This window comes from Streptomyces sp. NPDC054866 (assembly GCF_053610745.1).
This window is the reverse complement of sequence record NZ_JBSGZA010000003.1, coordinates 538221-560906: the sequence shown is the minus strand read 5'-3', so window position 1 is coordinate 560906 and position 22686 is coordinate 538221. Positions and strand designations below refer to the sequence as shown.

The window sequence follows — 22686 nt, the reverse complement described above, 5'->3', positions numbered from 1 at the left end:
GACATGAGCCAGTACACGATTCCTACCGTCGTCGAGCGCACCCCTCAGGGAGAGCGTGCCTACGACGTCTTCAGCAGGCTGCTCTCGGAGCGGATCATCTTCCTCGGCACCGAGATCGACGACGGCGTGGCCAATGTCGTCATCGCTCAACTGCTCCACCTGGAGTCCTCGAACCCCGAGCGTGAAGTCGCCATCTACATCAACTCGCCCGGTGGGTCCTTCACTTCGCTCATGGCCATCTACGACACCATGAGCTTCATCAGCGCGCCCATCTCGACGTTCTGCGTGGGGCAGGCCGCCTCCACCGCCGCCGTGCTCCTCGCCGGAGGCGACCCCGGGCGGCGTTTCGTGCTCGAGCACTCGCGCGTGCTGCTCGGGCAGCCCGCGAGCCGCGGGCAGCAGGGGACGGTCTCCGACCTCAGCCTCCAGGCCAAGGAGATGCTGCGGATCCGCTCGCAGGTGGAGGAGGTGCTGTCCCGGCACTCGGGGCACGAAGTCGCCACGCTGCGCGCGGACATGGACCGCGACAAGGTGTTCACCGCCGAGGACGCGGTGGCGTACGGGCTCGCCGACGAGGTGCTCAGCCGGCGGATGCTCGCCGCGGCGGCCTAGCGGTCGTTCTTACGCGGCCAGGCGGATGTCTCCCTGGCGCGGGCGGGTCGGCTGTGCGTGGTGCGTGTAGTTCGAGTGCTGCGTGTAGCGGGTCAACTCGGTCTGGGCCAGGGAGAGCAGGTCCGCAAGGCTCAGGCCGAGCGCGCGGGCGCCGGCCGCGAGGACTTCGGACGAAGCCTCCTTGCGGCCGCGCTCCAGCTCGGAGAGGTACGGCATCGAGATGCGGGCCGCCTCGGCGACGTCCTTGAGCGTCCGCTCCTGGGCGAGGCGCTCGCGGCGCAGCACGTCACCGACCACGTCCCGCCACAGGGGCTCTTTCGCCGCCGGTGTCACGGGAGTTGTGCGCATCGGGGCGCTGTGACCCGGTGCCGTCCGCTCGGTCCGTGGGCGCAACGGGATGACGCGGGCCCGCTCTTGGGACTCGGCCTGCTCCGGCTCGTGGTACCGCTCTTGGCTGCTCACCCCCTCAGGGTAGAAGCCGCCCCACCCCCCGGTCATCGATCAGCGTTCCGCCCCCGGCGAAATCCCCCGGCGTGCCCGGCGAACGCCTCACGTCAGTGCCTCCGCGAGCGCCTCCGTCGCCTTGACCACCCACGCGGGATCCCCGTGCCGCATCCCCCAGTGCGCCGCCGTCACCGCCCGCGCCTGCGCCCACCTCCTGGCCCGTTCACGGTCGACCTCCGCCGCGTCGGCGAAGACGGCCAGGCGGCGCAGGGCGGCGGCCCGGGGGTCGGGTGCGGTGAGCAGCGGCTCGAAGCGGGTGCGGAGCAGCGTGATCGAGTCGTACGCCGGGTCGCCGACGTAGCCCTTGGGGTCGATGGCGAGCCAGGGTTCGCGTTCCGACCTCAGTACGTTGGTGAAGTGCAGGTCGCCGTGGACGAGGGTGTCCGGCTGGTCCCGGCCCAGTTCGCGTACGGTCGCGATCGCCGCGGCCACCACGCGCGCGGGCAGCGGGGAGCCCAACTCCCGGTCCTCGTCCCGCAGTTCACACTCCCACTCGGCCACGAGCGAGCTCATCCGCGGCAGACCGGGCGGCGCGGGCACGGCGAGGCGGCGCGCCAGGCGCCCGGCCACGGTCACCGCCTCGTCGGTGTCCTCGACGTCGGCGAGGGAACTGGCCCCCGCCCGCTCAAGGAGCATCGCGAACCGCTCGTCGTCCCGCTCGTACAGGCGGACCGCGCCGCGTCCCGCCCACACCGCGAAGGCGTCCGGCTCGTGCACGTTGCCGGGGTGCGGGAAGGAGATCTTCAGGACGGCGGGCGTCCCGTCGTACCGCCGTCTCACGGGGACGACGATGCCGACCTGCCCGTGCGTGACCGCTTCCGTCGGCTCGCAGTCCCAGCGCCGGAGCAGCTCATCGGCAAGCTCCGGCAGCGTCGCGAGCCAGGCGCGGCCCCGCTCGCCCTCCCGCTGGACCGTGCTCAGCGCGAAGCCCTCTGGTACGTCGATGTCGATGGGTGTCCCGGTCATCCCGGCACCCTAGCGAGGACCGCGGACAGGGCGCGGCGCCCGGTGGATACCGTTCACCCCATGCCCTTCGCTGAAGCCGCCGACGGCACCGCCCTGCACTACGAAGTCCACGGCTCCGGCCGCCCCCTCGTCCTCCTCAGCGGGCAGTCCAACAGCCGCCGCTGGTGGGACCCTGTGCGGGACGATTTCGCCGCCTCGTACCGGACCGTCGTACTCGACTGGCGCGGCACCGGCGGGAGCGGGCGCCCCGACACCGACAGCTACAGCACGCCCGGCTTCGCCCGCGACGTCGTCGCCGTGCTCGACCACGGGGGGATCGACCGCGCCCATGTGTACGGCACGTCGATGGGCGGCCGTGTCGCGCAGTGGCTCGCCGCCGATCATGCCGAGCGGGTCGACCGGCTCGTCCTCGGCTGTACGTCGCCGGGGGCGCCGCACGGCATCGAGCGCGGGCCCGAGGTGCGCGCGGCCCTGACCCAGCGCGACCCGGCGGCGGCGCGGCGCGCCCTGCTTGAGCTGATGTACACCCCCGGCTGGATCGCCCGGCAAGGGGAACGGCGGGTGTTCCACACCCTCGGCGATCCGGACATGCCCCCGCACGCCCGCCGGCGCCATCTGCGGGCCAGCGCCCGGCACGACTCCTGGGACGCGTTGCCGCGGATCACGGCGCCGACGCTCGTCGTGCACGGCACGGACGACGAGTTCAATCCGGCCGCCAACGCGCCCCTGCTCACGGAGCGCGTGCCCGGAGCCCGGATGCGACTCATCTCCGGTGCGCGGCATGCGTACTTCGAGGAGTTCGCGGAGGTCGCGACGCCGCTGGTGCTCGGCTTCCTTGCGGAGGAAGGAGCTTAACTCCCGCTGCCGTACGGCTTGGTGAGGATCTCCAGGCTGTGGCCGTTCGGGTCGTCCCAGTACGTGCCCCGGCCGCCGTCGTTGGTGTTGATCTCGTTGACGACTGTGTGGTGCGGGTCGGCCCAGTAGGTGAGCCCGGCGGCCTTGATGCGGCCGAAGATGGCGTCGAACTCGTCCTCGGAGACCAGGAAGGCGTAGTGCTGGGGGGTGATCGGGCCGCCGTCGCTCTCCATGTAGTCCAGCGTGACGCCGTTCGGGATCTCGACGGGGATGAACGGGCCGTACTGGGGGCTCACTTCGAGGCCGAGGATGTCGGCGAGGAACTGGGCGGAAGCTTTCTTGTCCTCCGCGGTGACGATGGTGTGATTGAGCTCGATGGACATCGTGCGACCTCTTTCCCGTGCGGCTGGAGTGCCCGTCCTGACGCACTCCACACTAGGCACGCCCCCACCGGCCGACATCGGCCACACGGCCCCCCACCTGCTGCGCAATGCGGCCTAGGGCCGCGGGCCGAGTCGAGATCCGGCCACTTCCCTCACGAGGTAACGCCCGACCCGGCCCGAGGCCGTGCCTCAGATCGTCGACGCGTCGATCACGAAGCGGTAGCGCACGTCACTGGCGAGGACACGCTCGTACGCCTCGTTGATCTGGTCGGCGTTGATCAGCTCGATCTCCGAGCCCAGGCCGTGCTCGGCGCAGAAGTCCAGCATTTCCTGGGTCTCCTGGATGCCGCCGATCATGGAGCCCGCGAGGGTCTTGCCGCCGCCGATCACCGAGAAGAGGTTGAGGGAGACCGGCTCCTCGGGAGCGCCGACGTTCACAAAGGCACCCTCCGAGCGCAGCAGGCCCAGGTACTTGTCCAGGGGCAGCGGCGCGGAGACCGTCGAGAGGATCAGGTCGAAGGAGCCGGCGAGCTGCTCGAAGGTGGCTTCGTCGCTGGTCGCGTAGTAGTGGTCGGCGCCCAGCTTCAGGCCGTCGTCCTTCTTGCGCAGGGACTGCGAGAGGACGGTGACCTCGGCGCCCATGGCGTGCGCGATCTTGACGGCCATGTGGCCGAGACCGCCGAGGCCCACGACGGCGATCTTCTTGCCGGGGCCCGCGTTCCAGCGGTGGAGCGGGGAGTACGTCGTGATGCCCGCGCACAGCAGCGGCGCGGCCTCGTCGAGCGCGAGGCCCTCGGGGATGCGGACGGTGAACGCCTCGTCGACGACGACGTGCGTGGAGTAGCCGCCGTACGTCGGCTCACCGTCCTTGCCGAGGCCGTTGTACGTCGGCACGTTGCCCTTGAGGCAGTACTGCTCCAGGCCTGCCTTGCAGTTCTCGCACTCGCGGCAGGAGTCGACCATGCAGCCGACGCCGACGCGGTCGCCGACCGCGAACTTGGTGACGGCGGAGCCGACCTCGGTGACGACACCGGCGATCTCGTGGCCCGGAACCATCGGGAAGATGCCCTCACCCCAGCCGTCGCGGGCCTGGTGGATGTCCGAGTGGCAGATGCCGGCGTACTTGATGTCGATCAGTACGTCGGACGCGCCCACCGGGCGGCGCGGCACGGTGGTCCGCTCCAGGGGTGCCTTGGCGGCCGGAGCGGCGTAGGCGGAAACGGTGGTGGTGCTGGTGGCGCTAGGGGTGCTTGTCTGTGCGGTCATGGCATCAACCGTGCCAGCCACGCGGACATCTACCCAGGTCACAGCTTTGCGTACGTCCAGTGGTCCTACTACTGGCGGGGACAGGCTCGTACGCCCGCGAGCCCGGATACTGGAATACATGGACGCCGACGCCGCGCAGCCCCCGCACTCCTCCCCCGCCCCCGAGCCCCTCGACAACCGCGCCGAGCTCAGCGAGTTCCTGCGCACCCGCAGGGCCCGGCTGCAGCCGGAGGACGTCGGCCTGCCGAACTTCGGGCGCCACCGGCGGGTGCCCGGGCTGCGCCGCGAGGAGCTCGCGCAGCTCGCGGGGGTGTCCGTGGCGTACTACACCCGTCTTGAGCAGGGCAACGGCCGCAATGTCTCGGGCGAGGTCCTTGACGCGATCGCGCGCGCCCTGCGCCTCACGGACGCCGAGCACGCCCACCTGACGCACATGGCCAAGCCGAAGCAGCACAAGAAGAAGCGCCCGGCCCGCCCCCAGCACGTGCGGCCCGCGCTGCTCCAGCTCATGGACGCCATGGACGGCATCCCCGCCTACGTGGTCGGCCGCCGCTCGGACATCCTCGGCTGGAACCGCATGGCCGCCGCGCTCTTCGGCGACTGGGGCGCGCTGCCGCCCGAGGAGCGGAACTGGGCGCGGATCTGTTTCCTGCACCCCGAGGCCCGCTCCCTGTTCCGTGACTGGGAGCAGAAGGCGTCGGACATCGTGAGCTTCCTGCGGATGGACGCGGGCTGCTTCCCGAACGATCCGCTGCTCTCGGCCCTGGTCGGCGAGCTCTCCGTGAAGAGCGAGGAGTTCCGGGGCCTGTGGGCCACGCATGACGTGCGCGAGAAGGGCCACGGCGTCAAGCGCCTGCACCACTCCCTGGTGGGCGATCTGACCCTGTCGTTTGAGACGCTGCGACTTCCTGATGATCACGATCAGTCACTGGTGACGTACCACGCGGAGCCGGACTCGGCGTCGGCCGACGCGCTGCGGCTGCTCGCCAGCTGGGGAGCAGACGCGACGCGTACGGGTGCGGCGGGCACGGGTGCGGCGGGCACCCCGAAGTAGGCCCCGCCGCTCCGCGCGTCAGGGCTGGTACGGGGGCGCCGCGCCCCAGTTCCACAGCGGCACCGGCTGGTCGGTGGGGCGGCTCGCTTCGGGGCCGGAGAAGTAGACCGCGAGGCGGGTGCCCCACTCGACGTAGGCGACGAAGGCGGACCGGAACTCGGCGTCCGTCGGCAGGCCCGCGTCGTCCGCCGCGTCCTGCATGAGGTTGACCCAGCGGCGGCGCTGCGGCTCGGTGATGCCCTTGCCGAGGTGCTTGCCGACCATCTCGGAGTGGCCGCCGTGCTCCTTGGAGTACGTGGCCGGGCCGCCGAAGACCTCGCCGAGCCACTGGGCGACGTGCAGGGCGTGCTCGGCGGGCAGGCCGTCGAAGAGCGGGGCGAGGAGGTCGTCCTTGAGGACTTTCTCGTAGAAGACCTCCGTCAGGCGCGCGAGGTTCTCCTCGCCGCCCGCCCACGCGTACAGGGTCGGCGTCGACGCGCCCGTCCCGCGCACGGCGGTGGGGGTGTAGTGGCGCATCTCCTCGATGTTCTCGACGTACGGGCGGATCTCCGCGAAGAAGTCACGGAAGTGCTCCGAGCGCCTGAAGCCCTCCAGGTGGTCCTTGGTCGACGTCCAGGTGATGCGGAGGATGAAGTGCTCGAAGTCCTCCTCGCAGCGCGTGAGTTCGTAGTCGATGCACTGCGGTGCCGCGGACAGCGGGACGGCGGCGCGGGTGTACGCGGAGAGGAACTCCGCGGAGCGCTCGGACGGGATGCGGTAGCGGATGTACTCGACGGTGTGGGCGGTCATGTGACGTCGGCTTCCTCTGCGGTGGGTGGTGCCGGCACGCGTGCTCCCCAGTCCCACAACGCCTGTAGGACCGGGCCGAGTTCTCTTCCGTGGGGGGTCAGTTCGTAGGTGACCGTGGGGGGCCAGCCGGGTGTCCTGGTACGCAGGACGACACCCGCGGCGACCAGCTGGGCGAGCCGCTCTGTGAGCACCTTGTCCGACAACTCCGGGAGCGTGGAGGCCAGTTCGCTGTACGCGTAGGAGTCGATGCGAAGGAGTTCGCGGACGATCAAGGTGGTCCAGCGGCCGCGCAGGGCGGCGAGGGTGATCTCCACGGGGCAGCCGGGGGCGGGTGCGGTGACGCGGGCCCTGGGATCGTCCGGGAGCCCCTGGTCAGGCCTCTGGTCCGGCCCCTGGCTTACCGTTCGGTGAGTCACGAAGCCGCCTCCTACTGTTGCCGACAGGACCACCCCAGGAGGGTTACACATGGCGACGACAGCTCTTCCCACGCGTGCCGAGGACGTCCCCGCGGCCTTCGCCGAGCGGTTCAACAGCGGCGATCCGGAGGCGGTGCACGAGCTGTACGAGGAGCGTGCCGCCTTCGTGCCGGAGTCGGGGGACGCGGTGCACGGGCTCGCGGCCATCGCGAAGGAGAACGGCCCGTTCCTCGCGATCGGGCTGCCCATCTCCGTGCGCCCCCGCCACGTACACGTCTCCGGGGACATCGCGCTGCTAGTCGTCGACTGGGAGATCGAGGGCGTCGTGCGGTCCACCGCCACGGACGTGGCACGCCGCGGCGCCGACGGGTACTGGCGATATGTGATCGACAGTCCCTTCGGCGCCGCGGTTCCCGCCTAGATGCTCAGACAGCGCGTGGTGCGGCCAACTCACTTGCCGTAGTACGCGTTGTAGATCGACAGCGTCGACTTGTTCCCCTTCTTGTCCGTGATCTTGGCGTGGAAGGAGATCCCCTTGCCCGCGGCCGGGTTCTTGACCTTGATCTTGCCGCCGCTGACGGTGGCCTTCTTCCAGGTCTGGCCGTAGTCGTACGACACGTACGCGGCAAGGGACTTGAGGTTCGAGCCCGCGGCCGCGCCCTGCACCGTCACCGGCACGGACTGGGTCTCGCCGGCCTTGGCCTTGCTGCTCAGGTCGGTCGCCGCGGCGAACCGCGCGGTGGAGACCGGCAGCTTCGCGTTGTCGGCCTTCTTGGAGCGGAACGTCCAGCTCGCGTCGATGCGCGTGGAGGCGGACGCCACCTTGACGCTGCGCTTCACGGACGTGGAGAGCTTGTACTCGGCCTCGGCCGCGGGGACCTTGAACGGCGTTCCGCTTGCCAGCGGGTCCTCGTTCTCGCCGATCTTCGTGTCGCCCTTGTAGAGGGTCGTCTTCACCGACGTGTAGAGCGAGGAGCCCACGTGCGTCTTGCCGTCGGCGAACAGCGGCAGAGAGCCGCTGATCTCGTTGCCCTTACGCGAGACGCCGTACGCGCCGCCGATGCGCGGGCCGAAGACGGCCGTGTTGAACGTCTTGTCGTAGCTCTTGCCGCCCACGAACTTCTGCCCGGCGCCCAGCGAGTAGGCCGCGTCGACCTTCGGCCAGCCTGTCTGGTCGACCCCGGCGTGCTGCTCGAAGTCCATGCTCCACTTCACGTCGTCGGCCGTGGACAGATACACCGTCCGGGTGCCGGGCAGCGGCTGCGGAACGCTGATCGAGGAGCCGCCCGAGCTGCCGGGCAGGTAGCCAAGGGCACTGACCGCGCCCTTCTTGTCCTTGGCCGAGGCGCCCATGCCCACCTTCACCGTGGCGAGTTCGGACGCCTTGAAGTGCTTGGTGTAGCCGGTCGCGACCTGCTTGACGTTGCCGCCGAGCACGGTGTCGTACTGGGCGTCGTCACCCTTGGTCCAGTGCCCGTCCCACTGCTGGTGCAGCGAGCCGTCGGTGACCTGCTGGCCCAGGTGCGAGGTCCGGAAGTCGGTGTACGAGTCGAGCAACCAGCCGAAGGAGTAGCTGCCGCGGGCCGTTTCGACCGTGTAGTCGGGCGACGCGAAGAACGACTTGGCGTCCGCCGACGGGACCGTGATGTCGACCGGCTTGCCCTTGCGGGCGTCCAGCGTCACCGTCGTGTCCTTGGTGACGCTCAGCTTCGGCTGGGCGATCCAGTCGGCGCCCTTGGTGAAGTCCTCCGGGTCGGCGTACATGCTGGTGTTCAGCAGGTAACCGCCCTTGGGGACACGGACCTTGACCGTGCCGGATGCGTCGAACGGGTTGAAGGACTTGTCGGTGGCGAGCCCGGAGACACCCTCCAGGTCGCTGTCGTAGTACTTCGGGGCCTGTCCGTCGCGCCCGACGTGCTTCAGCGTCAGGTCGTACGACTCGACCTCGCGCTCGACCGCGGCCGCCGTGCGCACGGACTGCCCGCCGCCCGTCGCCACGACGTACGCGGAGTACGCGCCGTCGACCGTTCCGCCGAGTTTGGTGTCGATGGTCAGGTCGACCGCCGCGGTACCGCCCGCGGGGACCTTCACCGTCTTCGCGCCGAGCTTGAAGAAGCCCGCGGGAGCCGGGGCGCCCTTGGGGTTCGTGCCCGTCACCGTCAGGTCGAGGGTGACGTCCTCCTTGCCGAGGTTCTTGTACGTCACCTTCTTCGTGGCCGGCTTGTCGTCGACGTGCGGCCACTGCTGCGTCTCGAAGGAGAGGGACACCGGCTCGGCGATCACCGACTGCTTGATGGCCTTGTCGACGGCGATACGGCCCGAACCCTGCTGGAACGGCGTGTACTTGCCGCCCTTGGTGGACGCGGTGAGCGCGCCCTTGAGCTCGGCGTACTTCCACTCCGGGTGCTGCTGCTTCAGCAGAGCGGCGGCGCCCGCCACGTGCGGGGTGGCCATCGACGTACCGGAGATCGTCAGATAGCCCTCGGGCTCCTGTCCGACCTCCTGGTCGATGACGCTGCCGTCGGCCGCGGCCGCGGTGATGTCCACGCCGGGGGCCGTCACGTCGGGCTTGATGGCGCCGTCGCCGACACGCGGGCCCTGGCTGGAGAAGTTGGCGAGCTTGTCGCCGTCGTCGACCGCGCCGACCGTGAGGGCCGCGTCCGCGCTGCCCGGGGAGCCGACGCTGCCGGGCTCTCCGTCGTTGCCCGCCGCGATCGCGAAGAGGATGCCCTTGTCCGCGGAGAGCTTGTTCACCTCGGCTTCGAGCGGGTCGACGCCGGGGGTGTCGCCGCCGCCCAGGCTCAGGTTCACGATGTCGGCGCCCTGCTCGGCCGCCCACTCCATGCCCGCGATGATCCCGGAGTCGTCGCCGTAGCCGCTGTCGTCCAGGACCTTGCCGTTCAGGAGCTTGGCGCCGGGCGCCACGCCCTTGAACTTGCCGCCCGACTTCGCGCCGGTGCCGGCCGCGATGGAGGCGACGTGGGTGCCGTGGCCGTAGCGGTCCTTGGCGTCCGCCGCCTTCGTGAAGTTCTTCTCGCCGACGACCTGGTCCTTCAGGTCGGCGTGCGTGGCGTCGACGCCGGTGTCCAGGACGGCGACCTTGACGCCCTTGCCGTCGAAGCCGGCGGCCCACGCCTTGTCGGCGCCGATCTGCTTGACGCTCTTGTCGAGGCTCGCCTTGCGGACGCCGTCCAGCCATACGCGGCTGACGCCGGACGCCGTGGCGTCGCCCTTCTCCGCGATCAGGGCGGACCACAGGTCGGTGGCGTCCTGCCGCGGGGTGGTGATGGCGTCGGCGTTGAGGGACTTGAGGGTCCTGCGGACCGTGGTGTCACCCGCCGCGCGCACATCGGCCTTGGCACCGGCGGCGGCTCCCTTGTAGCCGACGATCAGCTTGAGGCCCTTCTTCTGGGCCCTGCGGTTGTCCTTCTTGCTCAGCTCGGTGATGTCGAAGAGCCGCTGGTCGAGCTTGCCGGCGGCTATCAGGCGCTGCGCGTCGGCCGGGATCGCGAGCGTGTGGCCGCCGACGCGCTTGGTCAGTACGGGTATCCGCTCGCGTCCCTCGGCCCGCTCGAAGGCGGTGACGCGGCCCTTGGAGTCGGCGGTGACGCGGTCGCCGGTGATGAGGGTGATGCGGTGCGTGGTCTGTTCGGCGCTGTTGAGGCCCGCCGCCTGCGCGGCCGCCGGGAGTGCGTCGGGCGACTGCTTCGCCGCCGACGCCGGGCTGGTCATGCCCGCGGCGAGGGCCACGGCCGCCGCTGTGGCGATCGTGGCCCCGTAGGCTCTCTTCACTTTTCTGCGCAAGTCTCCCCCTGGAGGTCAAGGGGCTCCCGCCCCTGGACGAGGAAGTATTGCCCAGGGCCGAACATCTGCTCAATAGTGCGTCAGAAGTTCAATACCGCGTCACATGTGATGAGTTGGTCACTGAGGGGCCCGCTCGGTGACCTTGATCTGGCCGCGCTTGATCGTCGCGAGCCGCGGCGCCTTCCGTGCGATCGCGCTGTCGTGCGTGACCATCACGAACGTCAGGCCGTGCTCCTTCCAGAGCCCTTCGAGCAGCTCCATGATCTCGTCGCGCATGGACTCGTCGAGGTTGCCGGTCGGCTCGTCGGCGAGCAGCACCTTCGGCCGCTTGACCAGGGCGCGGGCGATGGCCACGCGCTGCTGCTGGCCCCCGGAGAGTTCGGCGGGCAGATGGCTGCTCCGTTCGCCGAGGCCCACCGACTCCAGGGCGCCGGCGGCGCGTTCGCGGCGGTCCGCGGCGCCGAGGCCCAGCGGGACGAGCGCCGTCTCGACGTTCTCCTGGGCGCTGAGCGTGGGGATCAGGTTGAAGGACTGGAAGACGAAGCCGATGGACTCGGCGCGCACCTTGGTCAGGCGCGCCTCGGGCAGCGCGGCCAGATCGACGCCGTCGAGCTCGACGCTGCCGGACGTCGGCCGGTCGAGCCCGCCGAGCATTTGCAGGAGCGTGGACTTGCCGCCGCCCGTCGGCCCCTGGATGACGAGCCGGTCACCGTCGCCGATGGCCAGGTCGACCCCGGCCAGCGCGTCGACGGTCTCCTTGCCCCTGCGGTACTGCTTGGTGACGCCCTTGAGCTGATACATGCTGTGACTCCTGCGATACGTAAGGGGGTTGGCGGCACGGTGAGGGTCGCTCGGGCCGCCTACTCGACGCGGCGCAGGGCGTCCGCGGGCCGCAGCCGCGAGGCACGCCAGCCGCCGAAGGCGCCCGCGATGAGACCACCGGCCACGGCGAGGCCGACGGCGAGCGCGATGGTGGTGGCGCTGACCGGCGCGGTCAGCGAGATGTCCAGGGCCTTCGACGCCGAATCACTCAGCGCGCCGCCGGGGCCCCCGCCGCCGGGTCCGCCGCCCGACTGCCCGCCGGCCGAGCCGAGTTCCGCCGTCAGGGTGGGGCTGATCGCCGTCACCACGTACGCGCCGCCGAGACCGGCCGCGATGCCGAGCACTCCGCCCACGAGGCCGTTGACGACCGCCTCGCCGACGACCTGCCGGGTGACACGGCCGCTCTTCCAGCCGAGCGCCTTCAGGGTGCCGAACTCCCGTACACGACGGCTGACCGCGGCCGACGTCAGGAGTCCCGCGACCAGGAAGGCCGCGACGAGCACGGCGATGGACAGCCACTTGCCGACGCTGGACGCGAGGTCGGATGCGGTGGAGAGCGAGCCCGATACGGTGTCGGCGAGGTCGGCCGACGTGGTCACGGTCGTCCCGGAGACGTTCTTCTGGATGGCGCTCTTGACCGCGTCGATCTGCTGCGAGTCCGCGGCCTTGACGTACACCGTCGTGATCTTGTTCTTCGCGTCGGCGAGGGTCTGCGCGCGCTCGAGCGGGAGGTAGAGGTTGGCCGCGGCGTCCCCGCTGTCGGGCGTCGCGATGCCGACGACCTCGATCTTCGTGCCGGAGATCGTGACGGTGTCGCCCACGGAGAGCTTCTTCTCCTTGGCGTACGAGGCATCCGCGACGGCCACCTTGGCGTCGGACTCCGCCCCCGTGAACGTACGCCCCTCGCTGATCCTGGAGGACGTCAGCGGGCCCAGGCCGAGCTTGCCGACGTCCGTGCCGTAGACGCTGTAGGAGTCGACGTCGAAGTCGGCGCCGCCGCCGCGCACCTTCCCGTTCTGCTGATCGCTGCCGCCGGGCGGCTGAGCCTTGCCGTCCGTGCCCGGCGCCTTCTCGAACTCACCGCGCTCGAACTGGCCGTTGACCTTCATGACGTGCAGGCTCAGCCCGCCGACGGCGTCCGCGACCCCGCTCTGGCCGCCGACCTTCGCGACGGTGGACGAGGACAGCGTCTGGAAGCCCTGCACCATGACGCGGTCGCTGCTCTGCTCCTTGCCGCCCTCGTCGGCGTCCTTGGCGTCGAATTTGAAGCGCGGGCGCCCGGTCGATCCGCTCCCCTCCTCGGGCGGCGTCGCCGCCTTGGTGACGGTCATGTCGGTGCCGAGCCCGTAGAGCGACTCCAGGACCTTGCCCTGCGCCTGCTTCATGCCGGACGACACGGAACTGACGACGATGACCAGCGCGATGCCCAGCGCGAGTCCGGATGCCACGACGAGGGCCGCTTTTCTGCGGCGGTGCAGCTCGCGCCGCAGGTAGGTGAAGAACATGTGCGTGAAGCTAGGTACGCACCGTGATGAACGGATAAGGGCGGCATAAGAGATGCATGAGAAGCCCCAACGGCGGCGGCCCGCACCCCTGTTGAGGGATGCGGGCCGCTGCCTGCGTCTGTTCGGGCTGTCCTGGACTGCCGAAGGCTGTCCTAGACGGCCGAACCGGCCTTCCACTGCGCCCAGTCCATGACCCAGCCGTTGAAGCCGTTGTCGGGCTGGACCGTCTTGTCGCCGGTGTTCCTGACGTCCACGACGTCACCGACCATCGAGTTGTCGTAGAACCAGGCACCCGGGGTGCTCTTGTCGCCCGCGCCCTTGGCGTCTTCCAGGCCGACACAGCCGTGGCTGGTGTTGGCGCCGCCGAAGATGGACTTCGCGCCCCAGTAATTGCCGTGGATGAACGTGCCCGAGTTCGACAGGCGCATGGCGTGCGGCACGTCCTTGATGTCGTACTCGCCCTTGCCGTCGTCGTCGGTGAAGCCGACGGTCGCGCCGTTCATGCGGGTCTCCTTGAACATCTCGGAGACCACCATCTGACCTTCGTACGTCTTGTTCTCCGGGGAGCCCGCGGAGATCGGGATGGTCTTGATGACCTTGCCGTCCCGCATGACCTTCATCTGCTTCGTCTTGGCGTCGACGATCGAGACCTGGTTACGGCCGATCTTGAACTGGACCGTCTTCTCCTGGACGCCGGTGACGCCGTCCGCGCCCTCGACGCCGTCCAGGGCCAGCTTCAGGGTGACCGTGGAGTTGCCCTGCCAGTACTTCTCGGGGCGGAAGTCCAGACGGTTGTTGCCGAACCAGTGGCCGACGACTTCCTGGCCGCTGCTCGACGACACCTTGATGTGGGACTGGACGTCCTTCTTGTTCGTGATCGCCTTGTCGAAGTTGATCGACACCGGCATGCCCACGCCGACCGTGGAGCCGTCCTCGGGCGTGAAGTTCCCGATGAAGCTGTTGGCCGGCGAGACCGTCGTGAACTTCGAGTTCTCGTGCGCCTTGCGGCCGTCGGAGTCCTTGGCGGTCGCGGAGATCTTGTAGGTGGTCGCCCGCTCGAGCTGGCCGCTCGGCTTCCAGCTCTTCTTGTCCGCAGCTATCTGTCCCTCGACCGCGGAACCGGTCTCGGTCGTCATCTTGACGTCCGTGAGCGAACCCTTGCTCACCGTGACCTTGGCCGCGCTGTTGATGCTCGCGTTGTCGGAGCCGTCCTTCGGCGCGATCTTGATCTCGGCGTCGGAAGACTTCTTGGCAGCCGCTTCGTCGACCTGGTTCTGTGACTCCTTGCCGCCGCCGGCACTGTTCTTGTCGCCGTCGTCGCTGCTACAGGCCGAGAGCACCAGGACGCCGCCGACCAGGGCGGACACGGCCGCAAGACCCTTGCGCCGTCCGCGCTGCCGCCTACTGTCCGTCATCACACGCTTCTCCATCGTTGCCGAAATCCCCAACACGCCAAGAACGCCGGGAGTCCCCGTAATCCCGCATAACGTCCTGCCCGGTTCGTCCCGTTCCACTTCCGCGGAAGATGTGGGGAACACCACGTCATGCGGTGCGCCGGTGACATCCGTGCACCACTGAGACGACGGAACCCCGGGCGGCGGTTGCCGTCCGGGGCTACGGGTTCCGTTTTTTCCGTCCGGTAGACGTAGGACCTCTCGTCTACCGTCTACAGCCCCCGGCCACCAGCGCCGTCCCGGGCCACGTCCTCGTCGGCCTCGTCGTCGTCATCATCCTCGTCCGGGTCCCAGTCCGGCGAATCGGGGTCGTAGTCGATCTGCTCGCTGCTCCAGGAGGCCTGCGAGAGCTCCACCCCCGGCAACTTGCTGACCAGGTCGAACGGGTCCACCAGATAGGCGAGTGCCTCCGCGTCGTCCTCCTTGACGGCCGTCTCGGCGTGCAGCCGCTCCTCGGCGGGCATGTGCTCGTCCTCCGCGATCCGGCGCAGGGCGGACGACGACAGCTCGCCGGAATCGTCGACCTCCACCACCAATTCGACTCGGAGGCGTACAAAACGTGATGTCTCAGATGTGCTCATGAGTCGGAGCGTACGACCCATGGCCCCCGCGGCTTTCCCGCGACCCGCGCCTTTCATTACCATCGCCCCACACGGCCAATTCGCCAGCGCCACAAGGGGGATCCGATTCCGTGTCCGCACGTCGATCGCTGCTCACCGCCACTGCCGCAGGGGCCCTCCTCGGCGCCCTGTGGTTCGTTCCCTCCGCGAATGCGACGGCGACGTATCGATCCCCGGAGGCGCCCGACGCCCCCCGGGTCGTCCACACCGAACAGCGCCGCGCGACGCTGAACCCGGAGAACACCGCCGCCGCCACGGACGACCGCCTCGCCGACACCGGTGCCGGCGCCGACACGACCCCGTACCTGATCGGCGGGACGGCGTTCCTGGGCCTCGGGGCGGGCTTCGTGGCGTATTCGGTACGACGCGAGCGGCAGGGCCCGGCTTACTGACGGGCGCTCAGGCGCTCACATCGATCGGGTGACCCTGGCGCGTCGGACAGCACGGCCGGGCGGGCTGACGGCTAGTCATGCCGTTATGAGATTCGAGCCCCGGCACAGCAAGAGCGGCGCCCCGCGCGCCCGCCATCTCCGTCGCGTCGGCGCCGTGTGCGCCCTCGTGGCCTCAGCGGCACTGGTGACAGGCTGCGGAGACGACAACGGCAAGTCGTCCGCCGAAGCGACCTCGAAGGCGGCGAAGTCCGTTCCGAAGGAGGCGCCGACGCAGAGCCCCACGGGCAGCGCGTCCCTCACGCAGGACCAGCAGGAGCGCAAGGCGCTGCTCGCCACCACCAAGGTCACCTACGACAAGGCCGCCACCACGGCGGTGGGGAAGGTCTCGGGCGGCAAGCTGACCGACCTCGACCTGAAGGGCGTGGACGACGACAGCGACGACACCGACGAAGACGACGCGAGCGGAAGCCCGAGCCCGAGCCCCAGTCCGAGCCCGAGCGGCAGCGCGGGCACCCCGCAATGGGTCGCCGAGGTCGCCGAGAAGAACGGCACCGTGCACAACGTCCGCATCGACGCGGTCTCGGGCAAGGTGATCAGCTCCGCCCCCGACAACGACCAGGACGCCGACGACAAGAAGGAGACGGCCGACTGGCTCTCCCGCGTCAAGCAGACGCCGGAGCAGGCGGCCAAGACCGCGACGGACAAGAAGAAGGGCACGGTCACGTCGATCGGCCTCGACGACAACGACAACAAGGCGCTCGTCTGGTCCGTCGACGTCGTCACCGACGACTGGAACAAGACCGACTTCGAGATCGACGCGGTCAAGGGCAACATCACCCGTGAGCACGTCGACCGCGACTGACGTGCTGTCGCAGCGAAAGGGGGCGCCGTCATCCGCTGACGGCGCCCCCTTCGGCGTACGGCCTACAGCCGTCGGCTAGGCCAGCGGACCCGTCACCGGTTCGACCGCGTCGAGCAGCGCGCCGGAACGCACGAACTCGTCCGCCGCCGCCAGGTCGGGCGCGAGGAAGCGGTCCGGACCCGGGCCCTGGACGCCCGCCTTGCGGACCGCGTCGATGACCGCGCGGGTCGCCGGGGCCGGCGTGAGGCCCTCGCGGAGTTCGACGGCGCGCGTCGCCGCGTACAGCTCGATGGCGACGATGCGGGTCAGGTTGTCGACCGCCGTACGGAGCTTGCGGGCCGCGGACCAGCCCATCGAGACGTGGTCCTCCTGCATCGCGGAGGAGGGGATGGAGTCGGCGGACGCCGGGACGGCGAGCCGCTTCATCTCACTCACCAGGGCCGCCTGCGTGTACTGGGCGATCATCAGGCCGGAGTCCACGCCCGCGTCGTCCGCGAGGAACGGCGGCAGGCCGTGCGAGCGGTTCTTGTCGAGCAGCCGGTCCGTGCGGCGCTCCGCGATCGAGCCGAGATCGGCGGCGGCGATCGCGAGGAAGTCCAGGACGTAGGCGACCGGCGCCCCGTGGAAGTTGCCGTTGGACTCGACGCGGCCGTCGGGCAGGACCACGGGGTTGTCGACGGCGGAGGCCAGCTCGCGCTCGGCGACCGTACGGGCGTGGGCGAGGGTGTCTCGCCCGGCGCCCGCGACCTGCGGCGCGCACCGCACCGAGTACGCGTCCTGGACGCGCGGCGCGTCGTCCTGGTGGTGGCCGGTCAGCCCCGACCCTTCGAGAACGGCGAGCATGTTGGCCGCGGAGGCTCCCTGGCCCGGGTGCGGCCGGATGGCGTGCAGCTCGGGAGCGAGGACCTTGGCGGTGCCGAGGAGCGCCTCAAGGGTGAGGGCCGCGGTGATGTCGGCGGACTTGTAGAGGGCGTCGAGGTCCGCGAGGGCCATCACCAGCATGCCGAGCATGCCGTCGGTGCCGTTCAGGAGGGCGAGACCCTCCTTCTCGCGCAGCTCTACGGGGGTGATGCCGTGCGCGGCGAGCAGGTCACCGGCCGGCTTCAGCTCGCCGTCTGGCCCTTCGGCGTCCCCCTCGCCCATGAGCGTCAGCGCGCAGTGGCTGAGCGGCGCGAGGTCGCCGGAGCAGCCGAGCGAGCCGTACTCGTGGACGACGGGCGTGATCCCCGCGTTGAGCACGTCGGCCATGGTCTGCGCGACCTCGGGCCGTACGCCGGTACGCCCCGAGCAGACCGTCTTCAGCCGCAGGAACATCAGCGCGCGCACGACCTCGCGCTCCACGCGCGGGCCCATCCCGGCCGCGTGCGAGCGAACGATGTTGCGCTGCAACTGGGCGCGGAGGTCCGGGCCGATGTGCCGGGTGGCGAGGGCGCCGAAGCCGGTCGATACGCCGTAGACGGGATCGGGCTTGGCGGCGAGCGCGTCGACGATCTCCCGCGAGGCGGCAAGAGCGGCCACGGCTTCGGCCGAAAGCTCGATGCGGGCATTGCCACGCGCAACGGCGACGACATCCGCAGCGGTTGTCCCGGACGTCCCCAGGACCACGGTGTGCATATCCATATTCAGCAGCGTACGGTTTGAATCGCCAGGTGTCACGGGCGGATACACCCTGAGCCTCTTACCGAGAGCAGGGGGCGGACGCGCCAAGCCCCGTAAGGGGCGCGGGGAACTGCGCGAGAAACCCCCACCGCCCCGCAGGGAACCAACACGCCCAGCCCAGTCAGGGGCGCGGGGAACTGCGCGACAAACCCCCACCGGCCCGCAGGAAACAACACGCCCAGCCCAGTCAGGGGCGCGGGGAACTGCGCGACGAGCCCCCACCGCCCCGCAGGGAATTCACCGAGCCCCCTCCCCACCCTCCCCACCCCGCCGGGAGGCCCCGCGCCCACGGAACCGCCGCCGCTCCCCCGCAGGCCCAACCCCCTCCGAGTCCGCCAACCGCACCACAGGATCATCCGCCCCCTCACGTCCCGCAACCACCGGCTTCGCCGCCCGCGCAGCCTTCGCGCGGTACTGAGCCGCGTCCGCGAGGCGGAACAGGCGGCGGGCCGAGCGGACCTCGCCGATCGGATCCTCCGTGGAGGCGACCCCGCACGCGACCCCCTCCCCCACATCCAACTCGGCAGCCCGCACGCAGAGTTCGTCCGCGACCCGCACCACCTCGTCGGCGGAGGGACCCGCCGAGAGCAGGCAGAACTCGTCCCCGCCGAGCCGCGCGGCCAGGGTCCCCGGCAGCATCGCCCCGCACAGGGAGAGCACCGAACCGAAGCGTTCGAGGAGGCGGTCGCCGACCGCGTGCCCCTGGGTGTCGTTGACCCATTTCAAACCGTTCACGTCGCACACGACCAGACTCACCACCGTCCCCTCCGCACGGTGCCGCTCCACCGCCTCCTCAAGGCGGAGATCGACCGCACGCCGGTTGGCGAGCCCCGTCAGCGCGTCGGTGAAGGCGAGGCGCCGCGCCTCCTCCAGGCGTTCGGTCTGCGCGATGCCCGCCGCGACGACCGAGGCGAGCACCGTCGCGAAGTCCGCGTCCGCGCGCCCGAAGGGCAGCGCCCCCACCGGCCGCGCCACGTACAGCTCGCCCCACGCCCGCCCGTGCAGCACGATCGGCGCGACCACGCAGCAACCGCGGCCACGCCTGCGCAGGGCCGCGACGCGCTGGTGGCAGTAACCGGGAGCCGTGGCCTCCGCGGGCCCCCGCGCCGTCTCGACCCAGGCGTGCGGCTCACCGCCGCCCGCCCAGCGCTCATGCAGGAACTCGGTGATCTCCGGGAACTCGTTCACCGGATACGCCTCGCGCTCCGGGAACTCTTCCTCCCCCTCGGCCCGTTCGCCCACGTTCACGAGCACCCTCAGCCGCCCGAGGTCACGCTCCCAGACGGACAGGGCCGCGAAACTCCCGGCCAGCGCGCGGCAAGCGCCGTGGGCGGCCGCCCGCCAGGACTCACGTGGAGTGTGCGCGGCGGCCATCCCCTGCGCCAGCACGACCACGGCCCGCAGCCGGACATCCTCTCCCATCTCCCTAGGCTAGGAGATTTGCGACAATTTGGGCGTTTGGAACATTACGCAGCGTGTGGACCGAGAGCTCCAGGAGATCCAGGGGATCCGCTCACTCCCCGGGCCACTGCGGCTTCCGCTTCTCGTTGAACGCCGCGACACCCTCGGCCCGGTCACCGGAGAAGGCCACCGAACGCCAGGCCGCGTCCTCGACCTCAAGGCCGGCACGCAGGTCGAGCCCGTGCCCGAGCCGCAGGGCGCGCTTGGCGGCGCGCAGCCCGACGGGCGAGTTGGCGGCGATCCGCGCGGCGAGCGCGAGCGCTTCCGTACGGTCCTCACCCTCACCCACCAGCTGGTCGACGAGCCCCAACTCCCGCGCCTCGCCCGCCTCAAGGCGCCGCGCGGTGAAGATCAGCTCGGCGGCCCGCGCCGCCCCCACCCGGCGCGGAAGCAGCTGCGTACCGCCGCCGCCCGGGATCACGCCGACCGACACCTCGGGGAGCCCGACCACGGCGGTCGGGTCGGCGACGATGAGATCGCAGGCGAGCGCGAGCTCGAACCCGCCCCCGAGCGCGAAGCCGTGCAGGGCCGCGACGGTCGGCATGGGCAGTTCGAGTACGCCGGTGTAGGCGGCCCGCGAGGTGGGCCGCTGCCGCACCAACTCGGCGTCGGAGAGCGAATTGCGCTCCTTCAGGTCGGCGCCGACGCAGAAGGCCCGCTCATGGGTGGAGGTGAGGACCACGACGCGGGCGTCACGGTCCTGAGCGAGGGCCTCGCAGGCGGAGCCGATGGAGCGGGCCATGTCCGTGGACACGGCGTTCATGGCCTTGGGCCGGTCGAGGACGAGCTCGGCGACGTAGGCGTGCCGCCTGACGCTGACGAATTCCCCGAACCGCTGCTCGCCACCCATGGCTTTCCTCCACGTCTGGTTAACGCCCGTTACCGCACTGTACGAGGATCATGTCACCGCTACGGAGTGCCGGGTGGGCGGGCGGGAAAATTCCGCCGCGAAGCGGCGGTTCAAGGGGCAGGCTCAGCTACGCCGGGCCAGCAGCCAGGGCTCGACGACGCCGAGACCTCGTACGGGCCGCTGCCACATCGGTTGCAGGGCGAAGCGATAGGAGGGCGGCTCGGAGCCCTCCTTCTCGGCCAGCTCGGCCGCCTCCGCCGCCTCGGTCTCGGAGGCGGGAGCGTCCCCCGTCCGCGTCAGCTCCTCGGCGAGCGCGCCGTCCACCAGGACGGCGTCCCGAGGCGCTATCGACGTGAGGCGGCTCGCGAGGTTCACCGTCGTACCGAAGACGTCGCCCATCCGCGTCGTGACCGTGCCGAAGGCGATACCGACGCGCAGCTCGGGCATCGTCTCGTCGTTGGCCATGGTCTCGATCAGCCGCAGGGCGATCTCCGCGGCCACGCCCGGGTCGTCGGCGGCGTACAGCACTTCGTCGCCCAGCGTCTTGATGAGCCGCCCTCCGTGCGCGGCCACCAGGTCGGCGGCTGTGGTCTCGAAGGCCTCGACGAGCTCGCCGAGTTCCTCTTCCTCCATGCGCCGGGTGAGCCGCGTGAAGCCGACGAGGTCGGCGAATCCGACGGCGAGGCGCCGGTCGACCATTTCTTCGTCGTCCGCGGCCTGCACGACCCGTCCGGTGGCGGCGGCGAGCTGGCGCCGCCACACGTAGACGAGGAATTCCTCGAGCTCGGGAAGGAGGAGCTCTATCAGCGGATACGTGACTTCGGTCCGCGTCATGCCCGGCTCGGGCGGCTCCGTCAGACCCTCCAGGAAGGAGTCGATCTGCCATTCGGCCAGGCGGGCGGTGGTCTGCCCGGTCGACCGGGCCACCTGCACCGCCATCGCCTCGCTGAGCAGCCCCGCCTCGACGAGGCCCGCGAGGCGGCGCAGCGCGAGGACGTCGGCCTCGGTCAGGGCCTTGGCCTGGCCGATGTCGGGAAAGCCCATGGCCCGCCAGAAGCGGGAGGCAAGCTCCATGGATACGCCGGCGCTGCGGGCCGCCTGGAACGGGGTGTAGCGGCGGTCCGCGCCGAGGATCAGCCCTTCGAGGCGCAGGGCGAGGGGGTCCTTCTCCGGATCTCCCGGCTTTTCGTCCCCGGAGTCCATCGAGTCGAACGCGTCTGTGGCGGGCCCTGCGGTACGTCCGGGCTCACCGTCGGGGCCGGGGGATGCACCCGTGCCGGAGCCCGTGTCGTCGACGGTCACGCCTGCTGCCCTTCCGATCTGCCGCGGTCAGGTATCGACCGGCGCCAACTTTACGGCAGGTGTGCCGCAGCTCACGCCTTTCTCTGGCGGGGCGCCTTGAGCAGTGGGTCCCCGCAGCTGCGGGGACGAACACCTCTTCCCCACCCACCCGCCCGTTTGCCCCGCATCCTCACCTGAACGAACAAGCCTCTCCCACCCACCCGCCCGTTTGCCCCGCAGCTACGCCCCCCGCAAATGCACCACATCCCCCGCCCCCACAGGCTCCTGCACCCCGTCCCCCGTAGCCAGCACCAAGCGGCCGTCGCCGTCCACCGCCACCGCCTCCCCCGTGATCGACCGGTCGCCCGGCAGCTCTGCCCTGACCTTGCGGCCCAGCGTCGCGCAGCCCGCCGCGTACGTCTCCTGGAGGCGGGAGGCCACCGGATCGCCCTCCGCCGCGCGCCAGTCCCCGTACCACTGCTCCAGGGAACGCAGCACCGCCCGCAGCACCGTGTCCCGGTCCGTCGAAGCGGCCCCGGCCAGCGCGAGCGAACCCGCTCCCGGCACCGGCAGTTCGTCCGCCCGCAGGGTCACGTTGATGCCGATGCCGACCACCACACCCCCGCCGTCACCGGAACCCGCGCGCTCCGCGAGGATGCCCCCGGCCTTCCGCTCCTCGCCCGCCACCGTCACCAGCAGGTCGTTCGGCCACTTGAGCGCCGTGTCCACCCCGGCCGCCCGCGAGAGGCCCGTGGCGACGGCGACACCGGTCAGCAGCGGAAGCCACCCCCACCGCTCCACCGGCACCTCGGGCCCCGGCTTCAGGAGCACCGAGAAGAAGAGGCCCGAGCGGGCCGGCGCCGACCAGCGGCGGTCGAGGCGGCCGCGCCCCGAGCTCTGTTCCTCGGCGACGAGGACCGCCCCCTCGGGCAGCTCGTCCGCGCGGGCGGCCAGATCCGTGTTGGTCGACCCCGTCGCGGGCACCACGTCCAGAGAGGTCCAAAGGCCCCCGTCCCGCACCAGTGCGCGCCGCAGCGACGCGGCGTTCAGGGGCGGCCTTTCGAGGTCGGACCAGCGGTTGCCCTCAGGGAGGTCGGAAGGGTCGTCTGAAGCATCTCGCGGCGTCATGCA

The 22686-nt window shown here is 70.6% G+C and carries 22 protein-coding genes; 6 read left to right on the top strand and 16 right to left on the bottom strand.

Annotation, left to right across the window (positions count from 1 at the left end; all coding sequences use genetic code 11):
• Positions 1–3 precede the first annotated feature (3 nt).
• On the top strand, positions 4–612 hold the full coding sequence (locus tag ACWGI2_RS18020) for a ClpP family protease (RefSeq protein WP_453397243.1): 609 nt from the start codon (positions 4–6) through the stop codon (positions 610–612).
• Between the two features lie 9 nt (positions 613–621).
• On the opposite strand, the gene ACWGI2_RS18015 is transcribed toward ACWGI2_RS18020, so the two are convergent.
• The gene (locus ACWGI2_RS18015) at positions 622–1074 is read right to left on the bottom strand and encodes a helix-turn-helix domain-containing protein (protein ID WP_453696231.1); all 453 of its coding nucleotides are present in this window, start codon (positions 1072–1074) and stop codon (positions 622–624) included.
• Positions 1075–1161: 87 nt separating this feature from the next.
• Positions 1162–2082 (bottom strand): aminoglycoside phosphotransferase family protein, encoded by a 921-nt coding sequence (locus ACWGI2_RS18010; protein WP_453696229.1) that lies wholly within the window; start codon positions 2080–2082, stop codon positions 1162–1164.
• Positions 2083–2142: 60 nt separating this feature from the next.
• Here ACWGI2_RS18010 and ACWGI2_RS18005 point away from each other — a divergent pair, with 60 nt between their 5' ends.
• The gene (locus ACWGI2_RS18005) at positions 2143–2937 is read left to right on the top strand and encodes an alpha/beta fold hydrolase (RefSeq protein ID WP_453696228.1); all 795 of its coding nucleotides are present in this window, start codon (positions 2143–2145) and stop codon (positions 2935–2937) included.
• On the opposite strand, the gene ACWGI2_RS18000 is transcribed toward ACWGI2_RS18005, so the two are convergent.
• Positions 2934–3320 carry a VOC family protein gene (locus tag ACWGI2_RS18000; protein ID WP_453397247.1) on the bottom strand — a complete coding sequence of 129 codons (387 nt, stop codon included), beginning with the start codon at positions 3318–3320 and terminating at the stop codon, positions 2934–2936. The genes ACWGI2_RS18005 and ACWGI2_RS18000 overlap by 4 nt on opposite strands.
• A gap of 189 nt (positions 3321–3509) precedes the next feature.
• Positions 3510–4586, bottom strand: a complete 1077-nt coding sequence (locus ACWGI2_RS17995) for an NAD(P)-dependent alcohol dehydrogenase (RefSeq protein WP_453397248.1) — start codon at positions 4584–4586, stop codon at positions 3510–3512.
• A 118-nt stretch (positions 4587–4704) separates the two neighbouring features.
• Between ACWGI2_RS17995 and ACWGI2_RS17990 the strand changes: the two genes are divergently transcribed.
• The gene (locus ACWGI2_RS17990) at positions 4705–5640 is read left to right on the top strand and encodes a helix-turn-helix transcriptional regulator (protein ID WP_453696227.1); all 936 of its coding nucleotides are present in this window, start codon (positions 4705–4707) and stop codon (positions 5638–5640) included.
• 18 nt (positions 5641–5658) lie between these two features.
• On the opposite strand, the gene ACWGI2_RS17985 is transcribed toward ACWGI2_RS17990, so the two are convergent.
• Both ACWGI2_RS17985 and ACWGI2_RS17980 read right to left on the bottom strand, forming a co-directional pair.
• On the bottom strand, positions 5659–6429 hold the full coding sequence (locus tag ACWGI2_RS17985) for a globin domain-containing protein (RefSeq protein ID WP_453696226.1): 771 nt from the start codon (positions 6427–6429) through the stop codon (positions 5659–5661).
• Positions 6426–6845, bottom strand: a complete 420-nt coding sequence (locus ACWGI2_RS17980; RefSeq protein WP_453696225.1) for a winged helix-turn-helix transcriptional regulator — start codon at positions 6843–6845, stop codon at positions 6426–6428. Before ACWGI2_RS17980 ends, ACWGI2_RS17985 begins: the two co-directional genes overlap by 4 nt.
• Positions 6846–6894: 49 nt before the next feature.
• Here ACWGI2_RS17980 and ACWGI2_RS17975 point away from each other — a divergent pair, with 49 nt between their 5' ends.
• Positions 6895–7266 (top strand): YybH family protein, encoded by a 372-nt coding sequence (locus tag ACWGI2_RS17975; RefSeq protein WP_453397252.1) that lies wholly within the window; start codon positions 6895–6897, stop codon positions 7264–7266.
• Positions 7267–7295: 29 nt separating this feature from the next.
• On the opposite strand, the gene ACWGI2_RS17970 is transcribed toward ACWGI2_RS17975, so the two are convergent.
• The 5 genes from ACWGI2_RS17970 to ACWGI2_RS17950 form a co-directional block, all read right to left on the bottom strand.
• Positions 7296–10637: a S8 family peptidase gene (locus ACWGI2_RS17970; protein ID WP_453696224.1), complete on the bottom strand. Its 3342-nt coding sequence runs from the start codon at positions 10635–10637 to the stop codon at positions 7296–7298.
• Positions 10638–10766: 129 nt separating this feature from the next.
• The gene (locus ACWGI2_RS17965) at positions 10767–11450 is read right to left on the bottom strand and encodes an ABC transporter ATP-binding protein (RefSeq protein WP_453696222.1); all 684 of its coding nucleotides are present in this window, start codon (positions 11448–11450) and stop codon (positions 10767–10769) included.
• Positions 11451–11509: 59 nt separating this feature from the next.
• Positions 11510–12976, bottom strand: coding sequence for an ABC transporter permease (locus ACWGI2_RS17960; RefSeq protein WP_453696221.1), 1467 nt, complete (start codon positions 12974–12976; stop codon positions 11510–11512).
• Between the two features lie 152 nt (positions 12977–13128).
• Positions 13129–14406, bottom strand: coding sequence for a L,D-transpeptidase (locus ACWGI2_RS17955; protein WP_453696220.1), 1278 nt, complete (start codon positions 14404–14406; stop codon positions 13129–13131).
• A 236-nt stretch (positions 14407–14642) separates the two neighbouring features.
• The gene (locus ACWGI2_RS17950) at positions 14643–15011 is read right to left on the bottom strand and encodes a hypothetical protein (RefSeq protein ID WP_453397257.1); all 369 of its coding nucleotides are present in this window, start codon (positions 15009–15011) and stop codon (positions 14643–14645) included.
• 128 nt (positions 15012–15139) lie between these two features.
• Between ACWGI2_RS17950 and ACWGI2_RS17945 the strand changes: the two genes are divergently transcribed.
• Both ACWGI2_RS17945 and ACWGI2_RS17940 read left to right on the top strand, forming a co-directional pair.
• Positions 15140–15442, top strand: coding sequence for an LPXTG cell wall anchor domain-containing protein (locus ACWGI2_RS17945; RefSeq protein ID WP_453397642.1), 303 nt, complete (start codon positions 15140–15142; stop codon positions 15440–15442).
• 85 nt (positions 15443–15527) lie between these two features.
• The gene (locus tag ACWGI2_RS17940; protein ID WP_453397258.1) at positions 15528–16304 is read left to right on the top strand and encodes a PepSY domain-containing protein; all 777 of its coding nucleotides are present in this window, start codon (positions 15528–15530) and stop codon (positions 16302–16304) included.
• A gap of 75 nt (positions 16305–16379) precedes the next feature.
• On the opposite strand, the gene hutH is transcribed toward ACWGI2_RS17940, so the two are convergent.
• The 5 genes from hutH to ACWGI2_RS17915 form a co-directional block, all read right to left on the bottom strand.
• Positions 16380–17918, bottom strand: a complete 1539-nt coding sequence (hutH, locus tag ACWGI2_RS17935; protein WP_453696758.1) for a histidine ammonia-lyase — start codon at positions 17916–17918, stop codon at positions 16380–16382.
• A gap of 282 nt (positions 17919–18200) precedes the next feature.
• The gene (locus ACWGI2_RS17930) at positions 18201–19385 is read right to left on the bottom strand and encodes a diguanylate cyclase domain-containing protein (protein ID WP_453696218.1); all 1185 of its coding nucleotides are present in this window, start codon (positions 19383–19385) and stop codon (positions 18201–18203) included.
• 91 nt (positions 19386–19476) lie between these two features.
• Complete coding sequence (locus ACWGI2_RS17925) at positions 19477–20274, bottom strand: enoyl-CoA hydratase/isomerase family protein (protein ID WP_453397260.1); 798 nt, start codon at positions 20272–20274, stop codon at positions 19477–19479.
• A 123-nt stretch (positions 20275–20397) separates the two neighbouring features.
• Positions 20398–21576: an adenylate/guanylate cyclase domain-containing protein gene (locus tag ACWGI2_RS17920; RefSeq protein WP_453696216.1), complete on the bottom strand. Its 1179-nt coding sequence runs from the start codon at positions 21574–21576 to the stop codon at positions 20398–20400.
• 219 nt (positions 21577–21795) lie between these two features.
• Complete coding sequence (locus ACWGI2_RS17915) at positions 21796–22683, bottom strand: biotin--[acetyl-CoA-carboxylase] ligase (RefSeq protein ID WP_453696214.1); 888 nt, start codon at positions 22681–22683, stop codon at positions 21796–21798.
• Positions 22684–22686 lie beyond the last annotated feature (3 nt).